The organism is Pseudomonas sp. S2_E01 (assembly GCF_054668365.1).
In genome coordinates, this window is sequence record NZ_CP162762.1 from 3,911,041 (window position 1) to 3,928,601 (window position 17,561).

General features: G+C 61.3%; 14 protein-coding genes. 7 read left to right on the top strand and 7 right to left on the bottom strand.

The genetic code is table 11. The features are described 5' to 3' along the window. Positions 1-67: 67 nt before the first annotated feature. Positions 68-1,144 (bottom strand): S-methyl-5-thioribose-1-phosphate isomerase, encoded by a 1,077-nt coding sequence (gene mtnA / locus AB4O36_RS18120; protein WP_460139936.1) that lies wholly within the window; start codon positions 1,142-1,144, stop codon positions 68-70. Positions 1,145-1,252: 108 nt separating this feature from the next. Here mtnA and AB4O36_RS18125 point away from each other — a divergent pair, with 108 nt between their 5' ends. The 5 genes from AB4O36_RS18125 (at position 1,253) to AB4O36_RS18145 (ending at position 6,012) form a co-directional block, all read left to right on the top strand. Beyond that, the gene (locus AB4O36_RS18125) at positions 1,253-2,587 is read left to right on the top strand and encodes a TRZ/ATZ family hydrolase (RefSeq protein ID WP_460117051.1); all 1,335 of its coding nucleotides are present in this window, start codon (positions 1,253-1,255) and stop codon (positions 2,585-2,587) included. A gap of 54 nt (positions 2,588-2,641) precedes the next feature. Then, positions 2,642-3,340, top strand: a complete 699-nt coding sequence (gene ubiG, locus AB4O36_RS18130; RefSeq protein ID WP_460117052.1) for a bifunctional 2-polyprenyl-6-hydroxyphenol methylase/3-demethylubiquinol 3-O-methyltransferase UbiG — start codon at positions 2,642-2,644, stop codon at positions 3,338-3,340. Positions 3,341-3,344: 4 nt separating this feature from the next. Further along, positions 3,345-4,016, top strand: a complete 672-nt coding sequence (mupP, locus tag AB4O36_RS18135; RefSeq protein ID WP_460117053.1) for an N-acetylmuramic acid 6-phosphate phosphatase MupP — start codon at positions 3,345-3,347, stop codon at positions 4,014-4,016. Between the two features lie 164 nt (positions 4,017-4,180). Beyond that, positions 4,181-4,921: a YciK family oxidoreductase gene (locus AB4O36_RS18140; RefSeq protein ID WP_460117054.1), complete on the top strand. Its 741-nt coding sequence runs from the start codon at positions 4,181-4,183 to the stop codon at positions 4,919-4,921. 164 nt (positions 4,922-5,085) lie between these two features. Continuing rightward, a complete protein-coding gene (locus AB4O36_RS18145; RefSeq protein WP_460139937.1) occupies positions 5,086-6,012 on the top strand; it encodes a GGDEF domain-containing protein in 927 nt (308 codons plus the stop codon). A 36-nt stretch (positions 6,013-6,048) separates the two neighbouring features. Here the strand turns inward: AB4O36_RS18145 and AB4O36_RS18150 are convergent, their stop codons facing one another. From AB4O36_RS18150 to AB4O36_RS18165, 4 genes are all read right to left on the bottom strand, one after another. Next, entirely contained in the window at positions 6,049-7,923 is a 1,875-nt protein-coding gene (locus tag AB4O36_RS18150) for an MFS transporter (protein ID WP_460139938.1), read from the bottom strand. A gap of 99 nt (positions 7,924-8,022) precedes the next feature. After that, positions 8,023-9,174, bottom strand: coding sequence for a TDT family transporter (locus tag AB4O36_RS18155; RefSeq protein WP_460139939.1), 1,152 nt, complete (start codon positions 9,172-9,174; stop codon positions 8,023-8,025). A 106-nt stretch (positions 9,175-9,280) separates the two neighbouring features. After that, positions 9,281-9,592, bottom strand: a complete 312-nt coding sequence (locus tag AB4O36_RS18160; RefSeq protein WP_460117058.1) for a cupin domain-containing protein — start codon at positions 9,590-9,592, stop codon at positions 9,281-9,283. 74 nt (positions 9,593-9,666) lie between these two features. After that, positions 9,667-10,863, bottom strand: a complete 1,197-nt coding sequence (locus tag AB4O36_RS18165) for an MFS transporter (protein WP_460139940.1) — start codon at positions 10,861-10,863, stop codon at positions 9,667-9,669. 91 nt (positions 10,864-10,954) lie between these two features. On the opposite strand from AB4O36_RS18165, the gene AB4O36_RS18170 reads away from it, so the two are divergent. Together AB4O36_RS18170 and AB4O36_RS18175 are read left to right on the top strand one after the other, a co-directional pair. Beyond that, the gene (locus tag AB4O36_RS18170; RefSeq protein ID WP_460139941.1) at positions 10,955-11,494 is read left to right on the top strand and encodes a TetR/AcrR family transcriptional regulator; all 540 of its coding nucleotides are present in this window, start codon (positions 10,955-10,957) and stop codon (positions 11,492-11,494) included. A 221-nt stretch (positions 11,495-11,715) separates the two neighbouring features. After that, the gene (locus AB4O36_RS18175) at positions 11,716-15,186 is read left to right on the top strand and encodes a hybrid sensor histidine kinase/response regulator (RefSeq protein ID WP_460117061.1); all 3,471 of its coding nucleotides are present in this window, start codon (positions 11,716-11,718) and stop codon (positions 15,184-15,186) included. Between the two features lie 375 nt (positions 15,187-15,561). Here AB4O36_RS18175 and AB4O36_RS18180 read toward each other — a convergent pair whose 3' ends face one another. Both AB4O36_RS18180 and AB4O36_RS18185 read right to left on the bottom strand, forming a co-directional pair. Beyond that, positions 15,562-16,905 (bottom strand): DNA recombination protein RmuC, encoded by a 1,344-nt coding sequence (locus AB4O36_RS18180; protein WP_460126788.1) that lies wholly within the window; start codon positions 16,903-16,905, stop codon positions 15,562-15,564. A 196-nt stretch (positions 16,906-17,101) separates the two neighbouring features. After that, a complete protein-coding gene (locus AB4O36_RS18185) occupies positions 17,102-17,425 on the bottom strand; it encodes a sel1 repeat family protein (RefSeq protein WP_460139942.1) in 324 nt (107 codons plus the stop codon). Positions 17,426-17,561: the final 136 nt, after the last annotated feature.

Sequence of the window (17,561 nt, forward strand, 5' to 3'; positions counted from 1 at the left end):
GAGCGACATCAACCCACTGTAGGAGCGAGCTTGCTCGCGATCAGGCCTACCCAGACAACAAAAATTTTTAATGCAGGCGCTTACGGCACATCAACTGCGCCATCTTCGCGGTATCCGGACGCTCGACAATGCCCTTCTCCGTCACGATCGCATCGATCAGGTCCGCCGGGGTCACGTCGAATACCGGGTTGAACGCATCGACATCCGCACCAATCAGCTTGCCGCCCACTTCCAGCAACTCACGACCTTCGCGCTCTTCAATCGGAATGTCGTCACCGCTGGCCAGGTTCATGTCGATGGTCGAACTCGGCGCCACCACCATGAAGCGCACACCATGGTGCATGGCATTCACCGCCAGTTGATAGGTGCCGATCTTGTTCGCCACATCGCCGTTGGCGGTGATGCGGTCCGCACCGACGATGACCCAGGTGATGCCTTTGGTCTTCATGATGTGCGCTGCGGCCGAGTCGGCATTGAGCGTCACGGGAATGCCTTCGTTGACCAACTCCCACGCGGTCAATCGAGAACCTTGCAGCCAGGGACGGGTTTCGTCGGCATACACCCGCTCGACCATGCCTTCGATGAAAGCACCGCGAATGACGCCCAGCGCCGTGCCGAAGCCGCCCGTGGCCAGCGCGCCGGTGTTGCAGTGGGTCAGGATGGTCTGGGCATTGCCCTGGTGCTTGCGGATCAGATCCACCCCCAGTTGCGCCATGGTGAGGTTGGCCTCGCGATCACTTTCATGAATGGCGATGGCCTCAGCCTCCAGCGCGGCCAGCGGATTGTCGTGGCCTTTCAGGCGATCGAGCCGATCGTGCATACGGTTCAGCGCCCAGAACAGGTTGACCGCCGTGGGACGGGAGTCGGCCAGCAGGGCGAAATCTTCTTCCAGCGCCGCATACCAGTCGCCTCCTTCGGCGATACGGGTCCGGGCGGCGAGCACCATGCCATAAGCGGCAGCAATGCCGATTGCCGGAGCGCCGCGCACCACCATCGACCGAATGGCCTCGGCCACCCCGGCCGCACTCGTGTACGCAAGCCAGGTTTCCTCGAGAGGCAAAATGCGCTGATCCAGCAGATACAGGGCGCCATCACGCCAATCGATGGCCTTAACTTTCTCCGCCGCCAACAGTCGATCGCGCATCCTTCACCCCGCACTCATGAACAAAAGCCGCCGATTATAGCGATCCCCCCGCGAAGACGCTCGGGTATACTTCGCCATCTTTTACAAAAGTACTGGAACCGATCCTCGATGCCGAACACTGCCGCTGCGCTCGACCTGTTATTGCTGCCGACCTGGCTGGTACCCGTCGAACCCGCTGGCGTTGTCCTCAAGGACCATGGTCTGGGCATCCGCGACGGCCGCATCGTGTTCATTGGTCCACGCGCCGCCGCGCTCAAGCTCAACGCGAGCGAAGTCCGCGAATTGCCGGACATGCTGCTCAGCCCCGGCCTCATCAATGCCCACGGCCATGCGGCGATGACCCTGTTCCGCGGCCTGGCCGACGATCTGCCACTGATGACCTGGCTGGAAAACCACATCTGGCCGGCAGAAGCCAAATGGGTCGATGAAGCCTTTGTACGCGACGGCACCGACCTTGCCATCGCCGAACAGATCAAAGGTGGCATCACCTGTTTCTCTGACATGTATTTCTTCCCGAAGGTTGCCAGCGAACGCGTACATAACAGCGGTATCCGCGCACAAATCGCGATTCCGATCCTCGACTTCCCCATCCCGGGCGCCAGCAACGCCGATGAAGCCATTCGTCAGGGCGTAGAACTGTTCAACGACCTCAAGCATCACGAGCGCATCAAAGTGACATTCGGCCCCCATGCGCCCTACACCGTGGGCGACGAAAACCTGGAGAAAATCCGGGTGATCGCTGAAGAACTGGATGCGTCGATCCACATGCACGTGCATGAGACCGCGTTCGAAGTGCAACAGGCCGTTGAGCAGCGTGGCGAGCGACCATTGGCCCGATTGGCGCGCCTGGGCCTGCTGGGACCGCGTTTTCAGGCGGTACACATGACTCAGATCAGCGATGAAGACCTGGCGATGCTGGTAGAAAGCAACACCACGGTGGTTCACTGCCCGGAATCGAACCTGAAACTGGCCAGTGGTTTCTGCCCCGTAGAGCGTTTGTGGCAGGCGGGCGTCAACGTGGCGGTCGGCACCGATGGTGCGGCCAGCAACAATGACCTCGACTTGTTGGGCGAAACCCGCACGGCGGCCCTGCTGGCCAAAGCCGTCGCGGGCTCGGCCACTGCGCTGGACGCCCATCGCGCCCTGCGCATGGCGACGCTCAACGGTGCCCGAGCCCTGGGGATCGAAGCCGAGACAGGCTCGCTGGAAATCGGCAAGGTCGCGGACATGGTTGCATTCGACCTGTCTGGTCTGGCGCAACAGCCGGTCTACGATCCGGTTTCGCAGCTTATATATGCCACCGGCCGCGACTGCGTGAAACACCTGTGGGTCGCCGGTAAACAATTGCTCGACGATCGCCGCCTGACGCGGCTCGATGAAGAACAACTGGCCGCTACCGCCAGGGCCTGGGGCCAGCGCATCAGCGGCCACAACGAATCGTAAGCCCCCTGACCGCCGTCGGGGCAACAGGATTTTTCAAGTTTTAGAGGATGAACCATGAGTAACGTCGACTACGCCGAAATCGCCAAATTCGAAGCCCTGGCCCATCGCTGGTGGGACCGTGAAAGCGAGTTCAAACCCCTGCATGACATCAACCCTCTGCGGGTCAACTGGATTGACGAGCGCGTCAATCTGGCCGGCAAAAAGGTGCTCGACGTCGGTTGCGGCGGCGGTATCCTCAGCGAAGCCATGGCCCAGCGCGGCGCCACCGTGACCGGCATCGACATGGGTGAAGCGCCGTTGGCCGTCGCGCAGCTGCATCAGCTGGAATCCGGCGTGCAGGTCGAATACAAGCAGATCACCGCCGAAGCCCTGGCCGAAGAAATGCCGGAACAGTTCGATGTGGTGACCTGCCTGGAAATGCTCGAGCACGTACCCGACCCGTCGTCGGTCATCCGCGCCTGCTACAAAATGGTCAAGCCGGGTGGCCAGGTGTTCTTCTCCACCATCAACCGCAACCCGAAGGCGTACCTGTTCGCCATCGTCGGCGCCGAATACATCATGAAGCTGCTGCCGCGTGGCACCCACGACTTCAAGAAATTCATCCGCCCTTCCGAGCTGGGTGCCTGGAGCCGCATGGCCGGCCTGACCGTCAAGGACATCATCGGCCTGACGTACAACCCACTGACCAAGCATTACAAGCTGGCTGGCGACGTGGACGTCAACTACATGATCCAGACCCTGCGCGAGGAGTAAGCCGATGCGTATCAGAGCGGTCCTTTTCGACATGGACGGCACCCTGCTCGACACCGCGCCGGACTTCATCGCGATCTGTCAGGCAATGCGGGCCGATCGCGGCTTGCCGCCAATCAATGACAAACATATCCGCGACGAAATTTCCGGTGGCGCCAAGGCGATGGTCGCCGTGACATTCTCCATGGACCCGGAGTCGCCGGGCTTCGAAGAGCTGCGCCAGGAGTTCCTGGAACGCTACCTCAAGGGTTGTGCCGTTCACAGCAAGCTGTTCGACGGCATGCCTGAAGTGCTGGCCGACATCGAGAAAGCCAACCTGATCTGGGGCGTAGTGACCAACAAGCCCGTGCGGTTTGCCGAGCCGATCATGCAGCAACTGGGGCTGGCCGAGCGTTCGGCGCTGTTGATCTGCCCCGACCATGTGAAGAACAGCAAGCCTGACCCGGAGCCGTTGATCCTGGCGTGCAAGATGCTCGACCTGGACCCGGCCAGCGTACTGTTCGTCGGTGACGACCTGCGCGACATCGAGTCGGGCCGCGACGCCGGCACCCGTACGGCGGCGGTGACCTATGGCTACATTCACCCCGACGACAATCCGCGGCATTGGGGTGCGGACGTGGTGGTGGATCATCCGCTGGAGCTGCGCAAGGTGCTTGATAGCGCGTTGTGTGGGTGCTGAGATTTGCGTTGTCTCGGCTGACGCCATCGCGGGCAAGCCCGCTCCTACAGTTACTGCGTCGTACATAAGTGGTGTTTACACCCCTGACCCTGTGGGAGCGAGCTTGCTCGCGATTGACCGCGCAGCGGTCACCCCGGCGCACAACCTGATTTGTTGAGGTTCTTATGTTTGATTACTCCGCACGCCCCGATCTGCTTCAGGGCCGCATCATCCTGGTCACCGGTGCCGGTCGTGGCATCGGTGCCGCCGCAGCGAAGGCCTACGCGGCCCACGGCGCCACCGTGCTGTTGCTCGGCAAGACCGAAGCCAACCTGACCCAGGTCTACGACGAAATCGAAGCCGCCGGCCATCCACAGCCAGCGGTGATCCCGTTCAACCTGGAGACCGCCCAGCCCCATCAGTACGATGAACTGGCGGCGATGATCGAGGGCGAGTTCGGCCACCTCGACGGCTTACTGCACAACGCGTCGATCATTGGTCCGCGCACGCCCATCGAACAGCTGTCCGGCGAAAACTTCATGCGTGTCATGCAGGTCAACGTCAACGCCATGTTCATGCTCACCAGCACCCTGCTGCCATTGCTCAAGCTGTCGCAGGACGCCTCGGTGGTGTTCACTTCCAGCAGTGTCGGGCGCAAGGGCCGTGCGTATTGGGGCGCTTACGGCGTGTCGAAATTCGCCACCGAAGGGCTAATGCAAACCCTGGCGGACGAGGTCGACACCGTTGCCCCGGTGCGCTCCAACAGCATCAACCCCGGCGCCACCCGCACCAGCATGCGCGCCCAGGCTTACCCTGGGGAAAATCCGCTGAACAACCCAACCCCCGAAGAGATCATGCCGGTCTACCTCTACCTGATGGGTCCGGACAGCACTGGCATCAACGGCCAGGCGTTCAACGCCCAGTAATACCGTGCGTCGGCTTTGTGCCGTGGCGAATTCCCGTCACGGCACTCTTCCCACTAAACTTTGTCGTAAATGTCCTACGGGACTGATGGATCAGTACGACGCGCAGCCAGTGCCGCCCTCACCCTGCTTGTAAGACAGACTTACTGCTCAAGGGCGCACGCCATATGAAATCACCCCCCCAGACCAACGCAATTGACTTCGACGCTGCCAAATTGCAACGCCTGGGCATTGGTCTACAACCCTCACTGCTGAAGCGGCCGGTCAGCCTTGCGCAGGTGCGCCAGCAGTTGAATCAGCAGCTGCAGACCAGTCTTGAGCCGCAACGTATTCTCGACGGGTTTTTCCGTGAAATTCATCGGCTGGTGCCACTGGACGCCTTGAGCTATGAACACAAGGCCAGCGACCTGCGCCTGGAGTTCGGCCGACGCGGCCACCACTCGATCAGCTACAGCCTCAGTCATGAAGGCGAGCACTTGGGCGAACTGGTGTTCCGCCGCAACCAGCGCTTCAGCGATCAGGAGCTGGGCAACCTCGAATCGCTGCTCTCGACCCTGTTGTACCCGATGCGCAATGCCCTGCTCTATCGCGCAGCCACCCAAAGCGCTCTGCGCGACCCGCTGACGGATACCGGCAACCGCATCGCCATGGATCAGACGCTGCAGCGGGAAATCGACATGTCGCGTCGGCATCTGCAGCCCTTGTCAGTGCTCATGCTGGACATCGATCACTTCAAGCAGATCAATGACACCCATGGCCACGGCGCTGGCGATGACGTACTGCGTGCCGTGGCAGCCGCGATCAAGAGCCAGTTGCGCAACGTCGACATGGTGTTTCGCTACGGTGGCGAGGAGTTTCTGATCCTGCTGTCCAACACCGGCCGCGAGGCCGGAGCCCTGGTTGGCGAACGCCTGCGAGCTTGTGCACAGAACCAGGATTTCCTCGCCGATGGTCATTTGATCGAGTTGACCGTCAGCCTTGGCTGTTCGACCCTGCTGCCCGGCGAGTCGGCCGAGAGCCTGCTTCGCCGTGCCGACAGCGCGCTCTATGTGGCCAAGCGTGAAGGACGCAATCGCCTGGCGATGGCAGGCTGAATCGGGCTGGCCGCCGCAGCGGCCCATCTCGATACCTCAGCGCAGCGTGCCGCGCAGCTCGCCGACCCGTGTGCGCAAACTGGCTGGCTCCGCCAACTCAACCGCTACCGCCGGCCCCGCCACCAACGTCACCCGCGACCACAGGCGCCGGAAGATTCCCTTGGCAGGATCGCGACTGAAAAAGCTGCCCCACAAGCCCTGCAACGCCAGTGGAATCACCGGCACGGGGGTTTCCTCGAGAATCCGCGTCAGGCCGCCCTTGAACTCGTTGATCTCGCCATCGGCCGTCAACTTTCCCTCGGGGAAAATGCACACCAGCTCACCGTCTTTCAGATACTGCGCGATCCGCGTGAAAGCCTTTTCATAGATCTGGATGTCCTCATGACGCCCGGCGATAGGAATGGTCCCGGCAGTGCGGAAGATGAAGTTCAGCACGGGCAGGTTGTAGATCTTGTAATACATCACAAAGCGAATCGGCCGACGCACTGCGCCGCCGATCAGCAACGCGTCGACGAACGACACGTGATTGCACACCAGCAACGCCGCACCTTCATCCGGAATCGCCTCCAGGTTGCGATGCTCGACGCGATACATGGAATGACTGAGCAGCCAGATCATGAATCGCATGGTGAACTCGGGAACGATCCTGAAAATGTAGGCATTGACGCCGATGTTCAGTAGCGACACCACCAGGAACAGGTGCGGGATCGACAATTTGGCCACGCTCAGCAGCACGATCGAGACAATGGCCGAGACCACCATGAATAAAGCATTGAGAATGTTGTTGGCGGCAATCACCCGCGCCCGCTCGTTTTCCGGCGTGCGCGACTGGATCAGCGCGTACAGCGGCACGATGTAGAAACCACCGAAGATCCCCAGGCCGAGAATGTCCATCAACACCAGCCAGGTGTGAGCGAAACCGAGGACTTCGATCCAGCCGTGGCCGGTGGTGTTGTCGGGGATCCCACCCGAATGCCACCACAGTAAAAGACCGAATACGGTCAGGCCGAACGAGCCGAATGGCACCAGGCCGATCTCAACCTTGCGCCCGGACAGCTTTTCGCAAAGCAGCGAGCCGAGGGCGATGCCCACCGAGAATACAGTGAGGATCAGGGTCACCACGGTTTCGTCGCCGTGCATCCACTCCTTGGCATAGGCCGGGATCTGCGTCAGGTAAATCGCCCCGACGAACCAGAACCACGAGTTGCCAACGATTGAGCGCGACACGGCCGGCGTTTGCCCCAGCCCCAGTTTCAAGGTGGCCCAGGACTGGCTGAAAATGTTCCAGTTCAGACGCATTTGCGGTGACGAGGCCGCCGCACGCGGGATGCTGCGGCTGGCCAAATAACCGAGCACCGCGATGCCGATGATCGCCGTGGAGACGATAGGGGCGTAGTTGGCGGACGACATCATGATCCCGGCGCCGATCGTCCCGGCGAGAATCGCCAGGAAGGTGCCCATCTCCACCAGACCGTTGCCGCCGACCAGCTCTTCCTCGTGCAGCGCCTGGGGCAGGATCGAGTATTTCACCGGGCCGAACAGCGCCGAGTGCGTGCCCATGGCGAACAATGCCACCAGCATCAAGGCCAGATGATCGAAGACGAACCCCACCGCCCCTACCACCATGATCGCGATTTCCCCGAGCTTGATCAGACGGATCAGCGCGTCCTTGGCGAACTTCTCACCAAATTGCCCGGCCAGTGCCGAGAAGAGGAAAAACGGGAGAATAAACAGCAGCGCGCACAGGTTGACCCAGATCGAGCGATCACCCTCGATGGTCAGCTTGTACAGAATGGCAAGAATCAACGACTGCTTGAACACGTTGTCGTTGAATGCCCCGAGGGACTGAGTCAGAAAGAACGGCAGGAAGCGCCGGGTGCGCAGCAAGGTGAACTGTGAGGGGTGACTCATCTTCCGTGTGTCCCTGTTCTTGGGTAACGAGTGGCCTGGATTCTAATTATTGGAATGTCGAACGTCGATCCAGGCCACACCTTACCGAATCCTGGACGGTTATTTCTTTAAACCTGCAATACAAGGTGAGACAAACAACTCGCCGCGCCAAGCGCCCTGCACCGTGCGTCCGGCGACGATCAACCACATCACCACCAGCAGCGCCACCAGCGCACAACCAAAGACACTGAAAAACATCAGGTCCAGGTGGCTCGCCAGTTTCAGCGTCGCCAGAGCATAGACGCCCAGGGGAAAGGTAAAGCCCCACCAACCCAGATTGAACGGAATGCCGGAGCTCAGGTAACGACAGGTGATCAGAAACGCGATCAACATCCACCACAGCGCGAAGCCCCATAGCGTAATCCCCGCCACCAGCCCCAGGCCCGCAGCGATCTCACCGACACCCGGCATGCCGTTGGCGGCGAAAATCGCCGGCGCGTCATTACCCAGCAACAACATGCCCAGCGCCCCGGTCCCAATCGGGCCGAGCGCCAGCCAGCTCGACGCCGCCATGTTTTCGTGGGGCAACTTGTGAAGGGCCATGCGCAACAACAGGATGGTCAGAATGCTCAGGGCCACCGGCAGGGAAAACGCCCACAGCACGTAACTGGTGACCAGCACTACGAGTTGCGCATGGGCATCGGCCAGGTGCGGTGCAAGCAACCCACCACTGGCGGCGGCGACCTCGGCAGCCACCACCGGCAGGAGCCAGACAGCGGTCATCTGGTCAATGCTGTGCTCCTGGCGCGTGAACATCATATAAGGAATCAACACGCCACAGGCCACGGACAGCGCTACGTCCAGCCACCACAGCAACCCGGCGACCTGAATCATGCCATCGCCCCAGCGCGGCAACCCAAACACCAGGCAACCGTTAATGATGGTCGCCAGCCCCATGGGAATGGTGCCAAAGAACATCGAGACCGTGGAGTGGCCGAAAATGCGCCGGGCCTCATCGAAAAACAGTAGCCAACGCGCTGCGTAGAGCGCCGTGAACAAGGCAAACAGAACGATGTTCAACAGCCAGAGCGCTTCAGCCAACGCTCGCAAACCGGGCACTGCGAATGGCAGTTGTGCAAGCGCCAACGCAAGGACACCGGTGCCCATGGTGGCGGCGAACCAGTTCGGGGTGAAATGGCGAATGACATCGCGCGGATGCTGCAAATGGCTTAAAGGTCTGAAACTGGGCGTGGCGATAGTGGGGCATGTCATGTCGAACTCCTGTCCTCTGAAGAGGTAGAGCCCATGGTAGATCCAGATCGAATATCTATATAACGGGTAATTTCTCTAACTGTTATCTATTTTACAGATAAGTGTTCTAGACACTGCCTTCCGACTCGATCACCAGGACTCTCGCCACGCCCAATGGCCGCGCCACATGCTCGGTCCCGACCGACGCATAGAAGATATCGCCGACTTCCAGTACGACGGTTTTCTCGACACCGTCCTCGCGGTATCGCATCTGCACGTGGCCATCGAGCACGACGAATACCTCCTGGCCGTCGTTCACGTGCCATTTGTAGGGCTGGTCGGTCCAGTGCAGGCGCGTGGTGATGCCATTCATGTTGGCGATGTCGAGCGCACCCCAGGCACGCTCGGCGGTGAAACTTTTGCTGCGGATGATGTTCATGGTCGGTCCGTCGATGAATGACCGGCCAAGGCTAACCCAAAATGCCCCGCTGCGGCTTCACCCAGCGGCGCATTTCATGGACGCCCGGCGGCGCTGTACGGTTGGGCGCGCTGCTGGCGCAGCAACGCCAGCAGCGCACCGACTGCGAGGACGATCAGCACGACACCGTAGCCCTCGGTTGTCTTTACCAGGCCAAAGGTTCGCGTCAGGTTACCGGCCAGCAACGACGGCAAGCAGAACGCCAGATAGCTCAACGCGTAATAGGCCGACATCAGCCCCGCTCGCTCATGCGGCAAGGCCAGTGGCACAACCGTGCGCAGCGTGCCGAGAAAACTCGCACCGAAGCCGCAACCGGCAACCAGGGTCCCGATGAAGAACAACACCAGGCTGGCGCTGTGCACAGCCAGCAGAATGAGTATCACGCCCACGGGCAGGACGCTCGCCCCCAGGCGCAAAACTTTGTCGGCAGGCCGATTGCGCAAGGTGTAAATCATCAGGGCACCGGTGACGGTGAGCACGGCCACGGTCGCGCCACCGATCAGGTTCGAGGTCGAGCCCGTGGCGGTTCGCACCAGCGAAGGAGCGAGGGAGGCAAAAAAACCACCCAGCGCCCAAGCGGCGGTGTTGATCGGCAGCACCAGGTACAAGGTCCGCCGCGCCTGCACCGGCACATGCAGCGTTGGCAGCAACGACGACAGCGCGCCAGGTTGGGGACTCACGCTCTCTGGCAGACGCCAGACATAGAGTGCCTGCCAGGCGAACAGCGCGAAGAGAATCCAGAAGGTCAATTGCAATGGCAGGGGTGCGAATTCCACCAGCAAGCCGCAGCCCATGGCCCCAGCCGCCATGCCCAGCAACGGCGCTACGCTATTGACCAATGGGCCTTGCTGACGATCGCAATCGAGCAGTGCCGCCCCCAACGATGCGGTGGCCATCCCGGTAGCGAAACCTTGAAGGACGCGCGCGCCGATCAACCAGGCCACGCTGTCGGCATGGATAAACAGCAGCATGGCCAACATGTTGAGCAGCACCGCGGTAAAAATGACCGGCTTGCGTCCGAGGTAATCGGAAAGTGAACCGACTGTCAGCAGCGCCACGAGCAAGCTCATGGCATACACGCCGAAAATCAGGGTCAGGGTTGCCGCCGAGAACTGCAGTTGCTCTTGATACAGGTGATACAAGGGCGTCGGCGCCGTGGAAGCGGCGAGAAAACTGAGTAAAGTGATCGCCAGAAAGCCCAGGCTTGACCGTGTGGAATTTGAATTCGGCATGTGCACACTCCGCAAAAGCTAATTTTTTGCTTTTGCGGAGTGTGCGACTCACTGGCGCTTAAAGCAAATTCTTTGTGTTAAGGTCCGGCACATGGCTATTAAAGAAGGTTTACGCCCAGGCGGTCGCAGCGCCCGGGTTCAGGAATCGATCCACTCGGCGGTGCGCGCGCTCCTTGCCGAGCAGGATCGCGCCAGCGTGACCGTCCCGCAGATCGCTGCGCGCGCGGGCGTTACGCCGTCGACCATTTATCGGCGCTGGGGTGATCTGTCGGCCCTGCTCGCAGACGTCGCCCTGGCGCGTATGCAACCCGATAGTCAGCCGCTCGATACCGGCAGCCTTCGCGGCGACGTGCAGGCATGGGCGGAGCAGTACCTGGACGAAATGAGCTCCGAGCCAGGCCGCAACATGCTGCGCGATGTACAGGCGAGCCCGACACCCGGCTGCTGCGCGACCATCATTGCCGGGCAGTTGCAGGCGATCCTGGATCGTTACCCCGATCAGCCCAGGCCCAGCGTGGATCATCTGATCAATCTGGTGGTGGCGCCTTCAGTGTTCCGCATTCTGTTCTCCACGGCGCCGCTGGAGATCGAGGAGTTGCAGGGGTTGGTCGGGATTGCGTTGAGTCAGTGAAACCGCCATCGCGGGCAAGCCCGCTCCCACAAAGAGCACCGCTGTACCTGTGGGAGCGGGCTTGCCCGCGATGAGGCCAGCTCAGCCACCGTAAATCCCCCGGAAAACCCCATGCGACACCCCGCCACGCCACGACCTTGGTCGACACTGACTAACGCAGACGGTCGTGCGAGACTGTCTGTCCGGGCAAATGCCCCGGGTGTCTTTTGTCTGGAGTCTCCATGTCGCTGTCCAGCGGGCTGATCGCCGCCGTTGCCCTGGCCTATATGGCCATCATGTTTGCCATCGCCTTCTACGGTGACCGGCGCAGTACGCCGCTGCCACCGCGAGTGCGTGCCTGGGTATACAGCCTGTCGCTGGCGGTCTATTGCACCAGTTGGACCTTCTTCGGCGCCGTCGGCCAGGCGGCTGAACAACTCTGGTCGTTCCTCCCGATCTACCTGGGGCCGATCCTGCTGCTGGTCTGTGCACCGTGGGTCCTGCAGAAAATGGTGATGATCAGCAAACAGGAGAACATCACCTCCATCGCCGACTTCATCGCCGCCCGCTACGGCAAATCCCAGTCGCTGGCGATCGTCGTCGCGTTGATCTGCCTCGTCGGTGTGCTGCCCTACATCGCCCTGCAACTCAAGGGCATCGTGCTCGGCGTGAACCTGCTGATCGGTGCTGGTGCCGACGCGATGGGCACCCGCGCCCAGGACACCGCGCTGATCGTGTCACTGGTACTGGCGCTGTTTACCATCGTGTTTGGTACTCGCAACCTCGACGCCACGGAACACCACCGCGGCATGGTGCTGGCGATTGCGTTCGAGTCGCTGGTCAAGCTGCTCGCCTTTCTTGCGGTCGGCGCGTTCGTGACTTACGGGCTGTACGACGGTTTTGACGACCTGTTCGACCAGGCCATGCTCGCCCCGCGCCTGGAGGAATACTGGAAGGAAACCATCAACTGGCCATCGATGGTGGTGCAGACCGGTGTGGCAATGATGGCGATCATCTGCCTGCCGCGACAATTCCATGTGACGGTGGTGGAGAACATCGATCCGCAGGACCTGCGCCTGGCCAAGTGGGTGTTCCCCGCCTATCTGGCGCTGGCGGCGCTGTTTGTGGTGCCCATCGCCCTGGCCGGCCAAATGATGCTGCCCAGTTCAGTGATACCTGACTCGTTCGTGATCAGCCTGCCACTGGCCCAGTCCCATCCCGCGCTGGCATTGCTGGCATTTATCGGCGGCGCGTCGGCGGCGACCGGCATGGTCATTGTGGCCAGTGTGGCGCTGTCGACCATGGTCTCCAACGACATGCTGCTGCCTTGGTTGCTACGCCGTAACAATGCCGAGCGGCCGTTCGAAGTGTTCCGCCAATGGATGCTCTCCGTGCGCCGCGTCAGCATCGTGGTAATTCTGCTGCTGGCGTACGTCAGCTATCGATTGCTGGGCTCAACCGCCAGCCTGGCGACTATCGGCCAGATCGCCTTCGCCGCCGTGACCCAACTGGCGCCGGCCATGCTGGGTGCGTTGTACTGGAAACAGGCGAATCGCCGGGGCGTGTTCGCGGGTCTCGCCGCTGGCACGTTCCTGTGGTTCTACACGCTGGTCCTGCCGATTGCCGCCCACAGCCTGGGCTTGTCATTGAGCAGCTTCCCGGGCCTGGCCTGGCTGCACAGCAATCCACTGAATCTGCCAATCACCCCCCTGACGCAAGGTGTGGTGCTGTCCCTGACGGGCAACTTCACCCTGTTCGCCTGGGTATCGGTACTGTCGCGAACCCGCGTCTCGGAACATTGGCAAGCAGGTCGTTTCATTGGCCAGGAAATCAGTGCCCGCCCCAGCGCCCGTTCAATGCTGGCGGTGCAAATCGACGACCTGCTGCAACTGGCGGCCCGTTTTGTCGGTGAAGAACGGGCCCGCCAGAGCTTTATCCGCTTCGCCTACCGCCAGGGCAAAGGCTTCAACCCCAACCAGAACGCCGACGATGAATGGATCGCCCACACCGAACGCCTGCTGGCCGGTGTACTCGGCGCGTCTTCGACGCGGGCAGTGGTAAAAGCCGCCATCGAAGGTCGGGAAATGCAACTTGAGGACGTCGTCCGAATCGCCGACGAAGCCTCGGAAGTGCTGCAGTTCAACCGCGCGCTGTTGCAGGGTGCGATCGAGAACATCACCCAGGGCATCAGCGTGGTCGATCAATCGCTGCGCCTGGTAGCGTGGAACCGACGATATCTGGAGCTGTTCAACTACCCCGACGGGTTAATCAGTGTCGGCCGTCCGATTGCCGACATCATCCGCTATAACGCCGAGCGTGGGCTTTGCGGCCCCGGTGAAGCGGAAGTGCACGTCGCGCGCCGCTTGCACTGGATGCGCCAGGGCCGCGCCCACACCTCCGAACGATTGTTCCCTAACGGGCGTGTGATCGAGTTGATCGGCAACCCGATGCCGGGCGGCGGGTTTGTCATGAGTTTCACCGACATCACCGCGTTCCGCGAGGCCGAACAGGCGCTCACCGAAGCCAACGAAGGCCTGGAGCGCCGGGTAACGGAGCGCACCCACGAGCTGTCGCAACTCAACATCGCGCTGACCGAAGCCAAGGGCACCGCCGAGTCGGCCAACCAGTCGAAAACCCGATTCCTTGCGGCGGTCAGCCACGACCTGATGCAGCCGCTGAACGCCGCACGCCTGTTCTCTGCCGCCTTGTCCCATCAGGACGACGGCTTGTCCAGCGAGGCGCAGAAGCTGGTGCAACACCTGGATTCGTCACTGCGCTCGGCCGAAGACCTGATCAGCGACCTGCTGGATATTTCGCGCCTGGAGAACGGCAAGATCAACCCGGATATCAAACCGTTCATGCTCAACGAGCTGTTTGACATTCTCGGCGCGGAATTCAAGGCGCTGGCACGCGAGCAAGGGCTCAAGTTCAGGGTGCGCGGCAGCACCCTGCGGGTCGACAGCGACATCAAGCTACTGCGCCGGATCCTGCAGAATTTCCTCACCAATGCTTTCCGCTATGCCCGTGGCCCGGTGCTGCTGGGAGTACGTCGGCGCAAGGGCGAGCTGTGCCTGGAAGTCTGGGATCGCGGCCCGGGGATTGCCGAAGACAAATTGAAAGTGATCTTCGAAGAATTCAAGCGCCTCGACAGCCATCAGACCCGCGCCGAGAAAGGCCTGGGGTTGGGCCTGGCCATTGCCGATGGGCTGTGCCGTGTGCTCGGCCATACCTTGCAAGTGCGCTCCTGGCCAGGACGCGGCAGCGTGTTCAGCGTCAGCGTGCCGTTGAGCAAGGCCCCTGTTGCCGCACCGATCAACGCCACCGAACTCAACGGTAAATTGTTGAGCGGCGCGCAGGTACTGTGCATCGACAATGAAGACAGCATCCTGATCGGTATGAACAGCCTGCTGACCCGCTGGGGTTGCCAGGTCTGGACCGCCCGCAACCGTGACGAGTGCGCGGCACTGCTGGACAGCGGCATACGTCCGCAATTGGCATTGGTCGATTACCACCTGGACGATGGCGAGACCGGGACCGAGTTGATGGCCTGGCTGCGCACCCGCCTGGGTGAGCCGGTGCCAGGCGTGGTGATCAGCGCCGATGGTCACCCGGAGACGGTGGCGCGGGTGCATGCAGCTGGCCTGGATTACCTGGCCAAGCCGGTCAAACCTGCGGCGCTGCGCGCCTTGTTGAGCCGGCATCTGCCGCTGTGATCGGCGCTTTACCTGTAGGAGCGAGCTTGCTCGCGATCAAGGTCCAGGCACCGCAGGGTGTCAGGTACCCAGCGTCATCGTTGACGACCATCGCGAGTAAACTCGCTCCTACAGGGGGAATGCGGACACCTGTAGGAGCGAGCTTGCTCGCGATGAAGGCCCAGGCACCGCAGGGTGTCAGGTGTCCAGCGTCATCGTTCACGACCATCGCGAGTAAACTCGCTCCTACAGGGGGGATGCGGAGACCTGTAGGAGCGAGCTTGCTCGCGATGGAGGCCCAGGCACCGCAGGGTGTCAGGTGTCCTGCGTCATCGTTGACGACCATCGCGAGTAAACTCGCTCCTACAGGGGGGATGCGGACACCTGGAGCGAAGTTTATTCAGGCAGCTCGACCAACCCATCGACATCCGTCATCGCCCGCTCCAGCAAATCCGCCGGCAGGCTTTTACTGGCGCGCGCCCCGAGCAACTTGAGTTGCTCGCTACGACTGACCAGATTGCCGCGACCTTCTGTCAGCTTGTTGCGCGCCGCGCTGTAGGCTTTGTCCAGCTGCTGCAAGCGATTTCCGACCTCGTCCAGATCCTGGATGAACAACACAAACTTGTCGTACAGCCATCCTGCCCGCTCGGCAATTTCCCTGGCGTTCTGGCTCTGGCGCTCCTGCTTCCACAAGCTGTCGATCACCCGCAGCGTGGCCAGCAGGGTGGTCGGACTGACAATCACGATGTTGCGGTCGAACGCTTCCTGGAACAGGCTCGGCTCGGCCTGCAACGCGGCGGAAAACGCCGCCTCGATGGGCACGAACAACAAGACGAAATCCAGACTGTGCAGGCCGTCGAGGCGCTTGTAGTCCTTGCCGGCCAGCCCCTTGACGTGGCTGCGCAACGATTGCACGTGCTGCTTGATGGCGATCTGGGCAATGCCGTCATCTTCAGCCGCGACGAATTGCTGATAGGCGGTCAGGCTGACCTTGGAGTCGACCACCACTTGCTTGTCGCCCGGCAGGTAGATAATCACATCCGGCTGAAAGCGCTCACCGTCCGGGCCCTTGAGGTTGACCTGGGTCTGGTACTCGCGCCCTTTCTCCAGGCCGGCGTGTTCCAGCACCCGCTCAAGAATCAGCTCGCCCCAGTTACCCTGGGTTTTCTGGCCTTTCAACGCGCGGGTCAGGTTGGTGGCTTCGTCGCTCAGGCGCAGATTCAACTGTTGCAGGCGCTCCAGCTCCTTGGCCAGGGAAAAGCGTTCGCGAGCCTCGGCCTGGTAACTTTCCTCAACGCGTTTTTCAAACGACTGGATGCGCTCCTTCAACGGATCGAGCAACTGCCCCAAACGTTGCTGACTGGATTCGGCAAAACGCTGCTCACGCTCGTCGAAGATCTTGCCGGCCAGTTCGGCGAACTGGGCACGCAGCTCGTCTCGCGAGCCTTGCAGGTCATTAAGGCGCTGTTGGTGGCTTTCCTGTTGCTCACGCAGTTCTGCATTCAGCGAGGCGGCCTGCGCATCCAGACGACGCAGCTCGGCCTCCTTGCCCGCGCGCTCGATGTTCCAGGCATGGGCAGCGTCACGGGCATCGTCACGCTCGATCTGCAGCAGTTCGACTTCACGGCGCAGGGCGGCCAGTTCAGCCTGCCTGGCGGTGTTAGCCTGCCCCAGATCGGCTATTTCGTCGCGACAGGTTTCAAGTTGCGCGTTCAAGCCATTCTGGGCCATCTGAGCCATGGCCAGGCGCTCTTCCAAAAGGGCAACGTCCGACTGCGAATGGCTCGCCCGGCGTTGCAGTTGCCAGGCCAACGCCAACAACGGCAGTGCGGCCCCTGCCAGACCCAGCAATATGCTGGTCAAGTCCATCGCCATTGCCATTCCTGCCCATCCGCTGAAAATTGAAGGTTAACCAAGGCGTCAGGTCTTGGACAGCTCAGTCTTCGATCAACCCGAGTTCCTTCTGGGCACGGCGGTCACCGGCTCGAGCCGCCTGGCGCAGGAGGTCCTGGCCGATACGGCGATCCCGGGCATTGCCACACTCGCGGCACATTAACTGGCCGAGGCGGCTTTGCGCGGCCACCACCCCTTCGCGAGCTGGCTGCTTGAGCAAACGTCCGGCGAAATGTTTGACATTGGTGTTGTCACCCAGGCGTGGACTGTCGAGCAGCCACTCGGCTACGCGCATCGAAATGCGTTGAGGTGGGGTAACACTGGAAGGATTTGAGGTGGTAGAAACTGATACGGAGCGAAACTTCATAAAGCACTGTGGGGCAAATCGGAGGCGCGCCACTCTACTCTCTTTTTCTTACAGGTAAAGTCTAAAAAATCCCGGCACGCCCGTCCTAGAGCAAGCGCTCGGGACAATCCACAGAAGCTGTGGATAACTCAGTGGA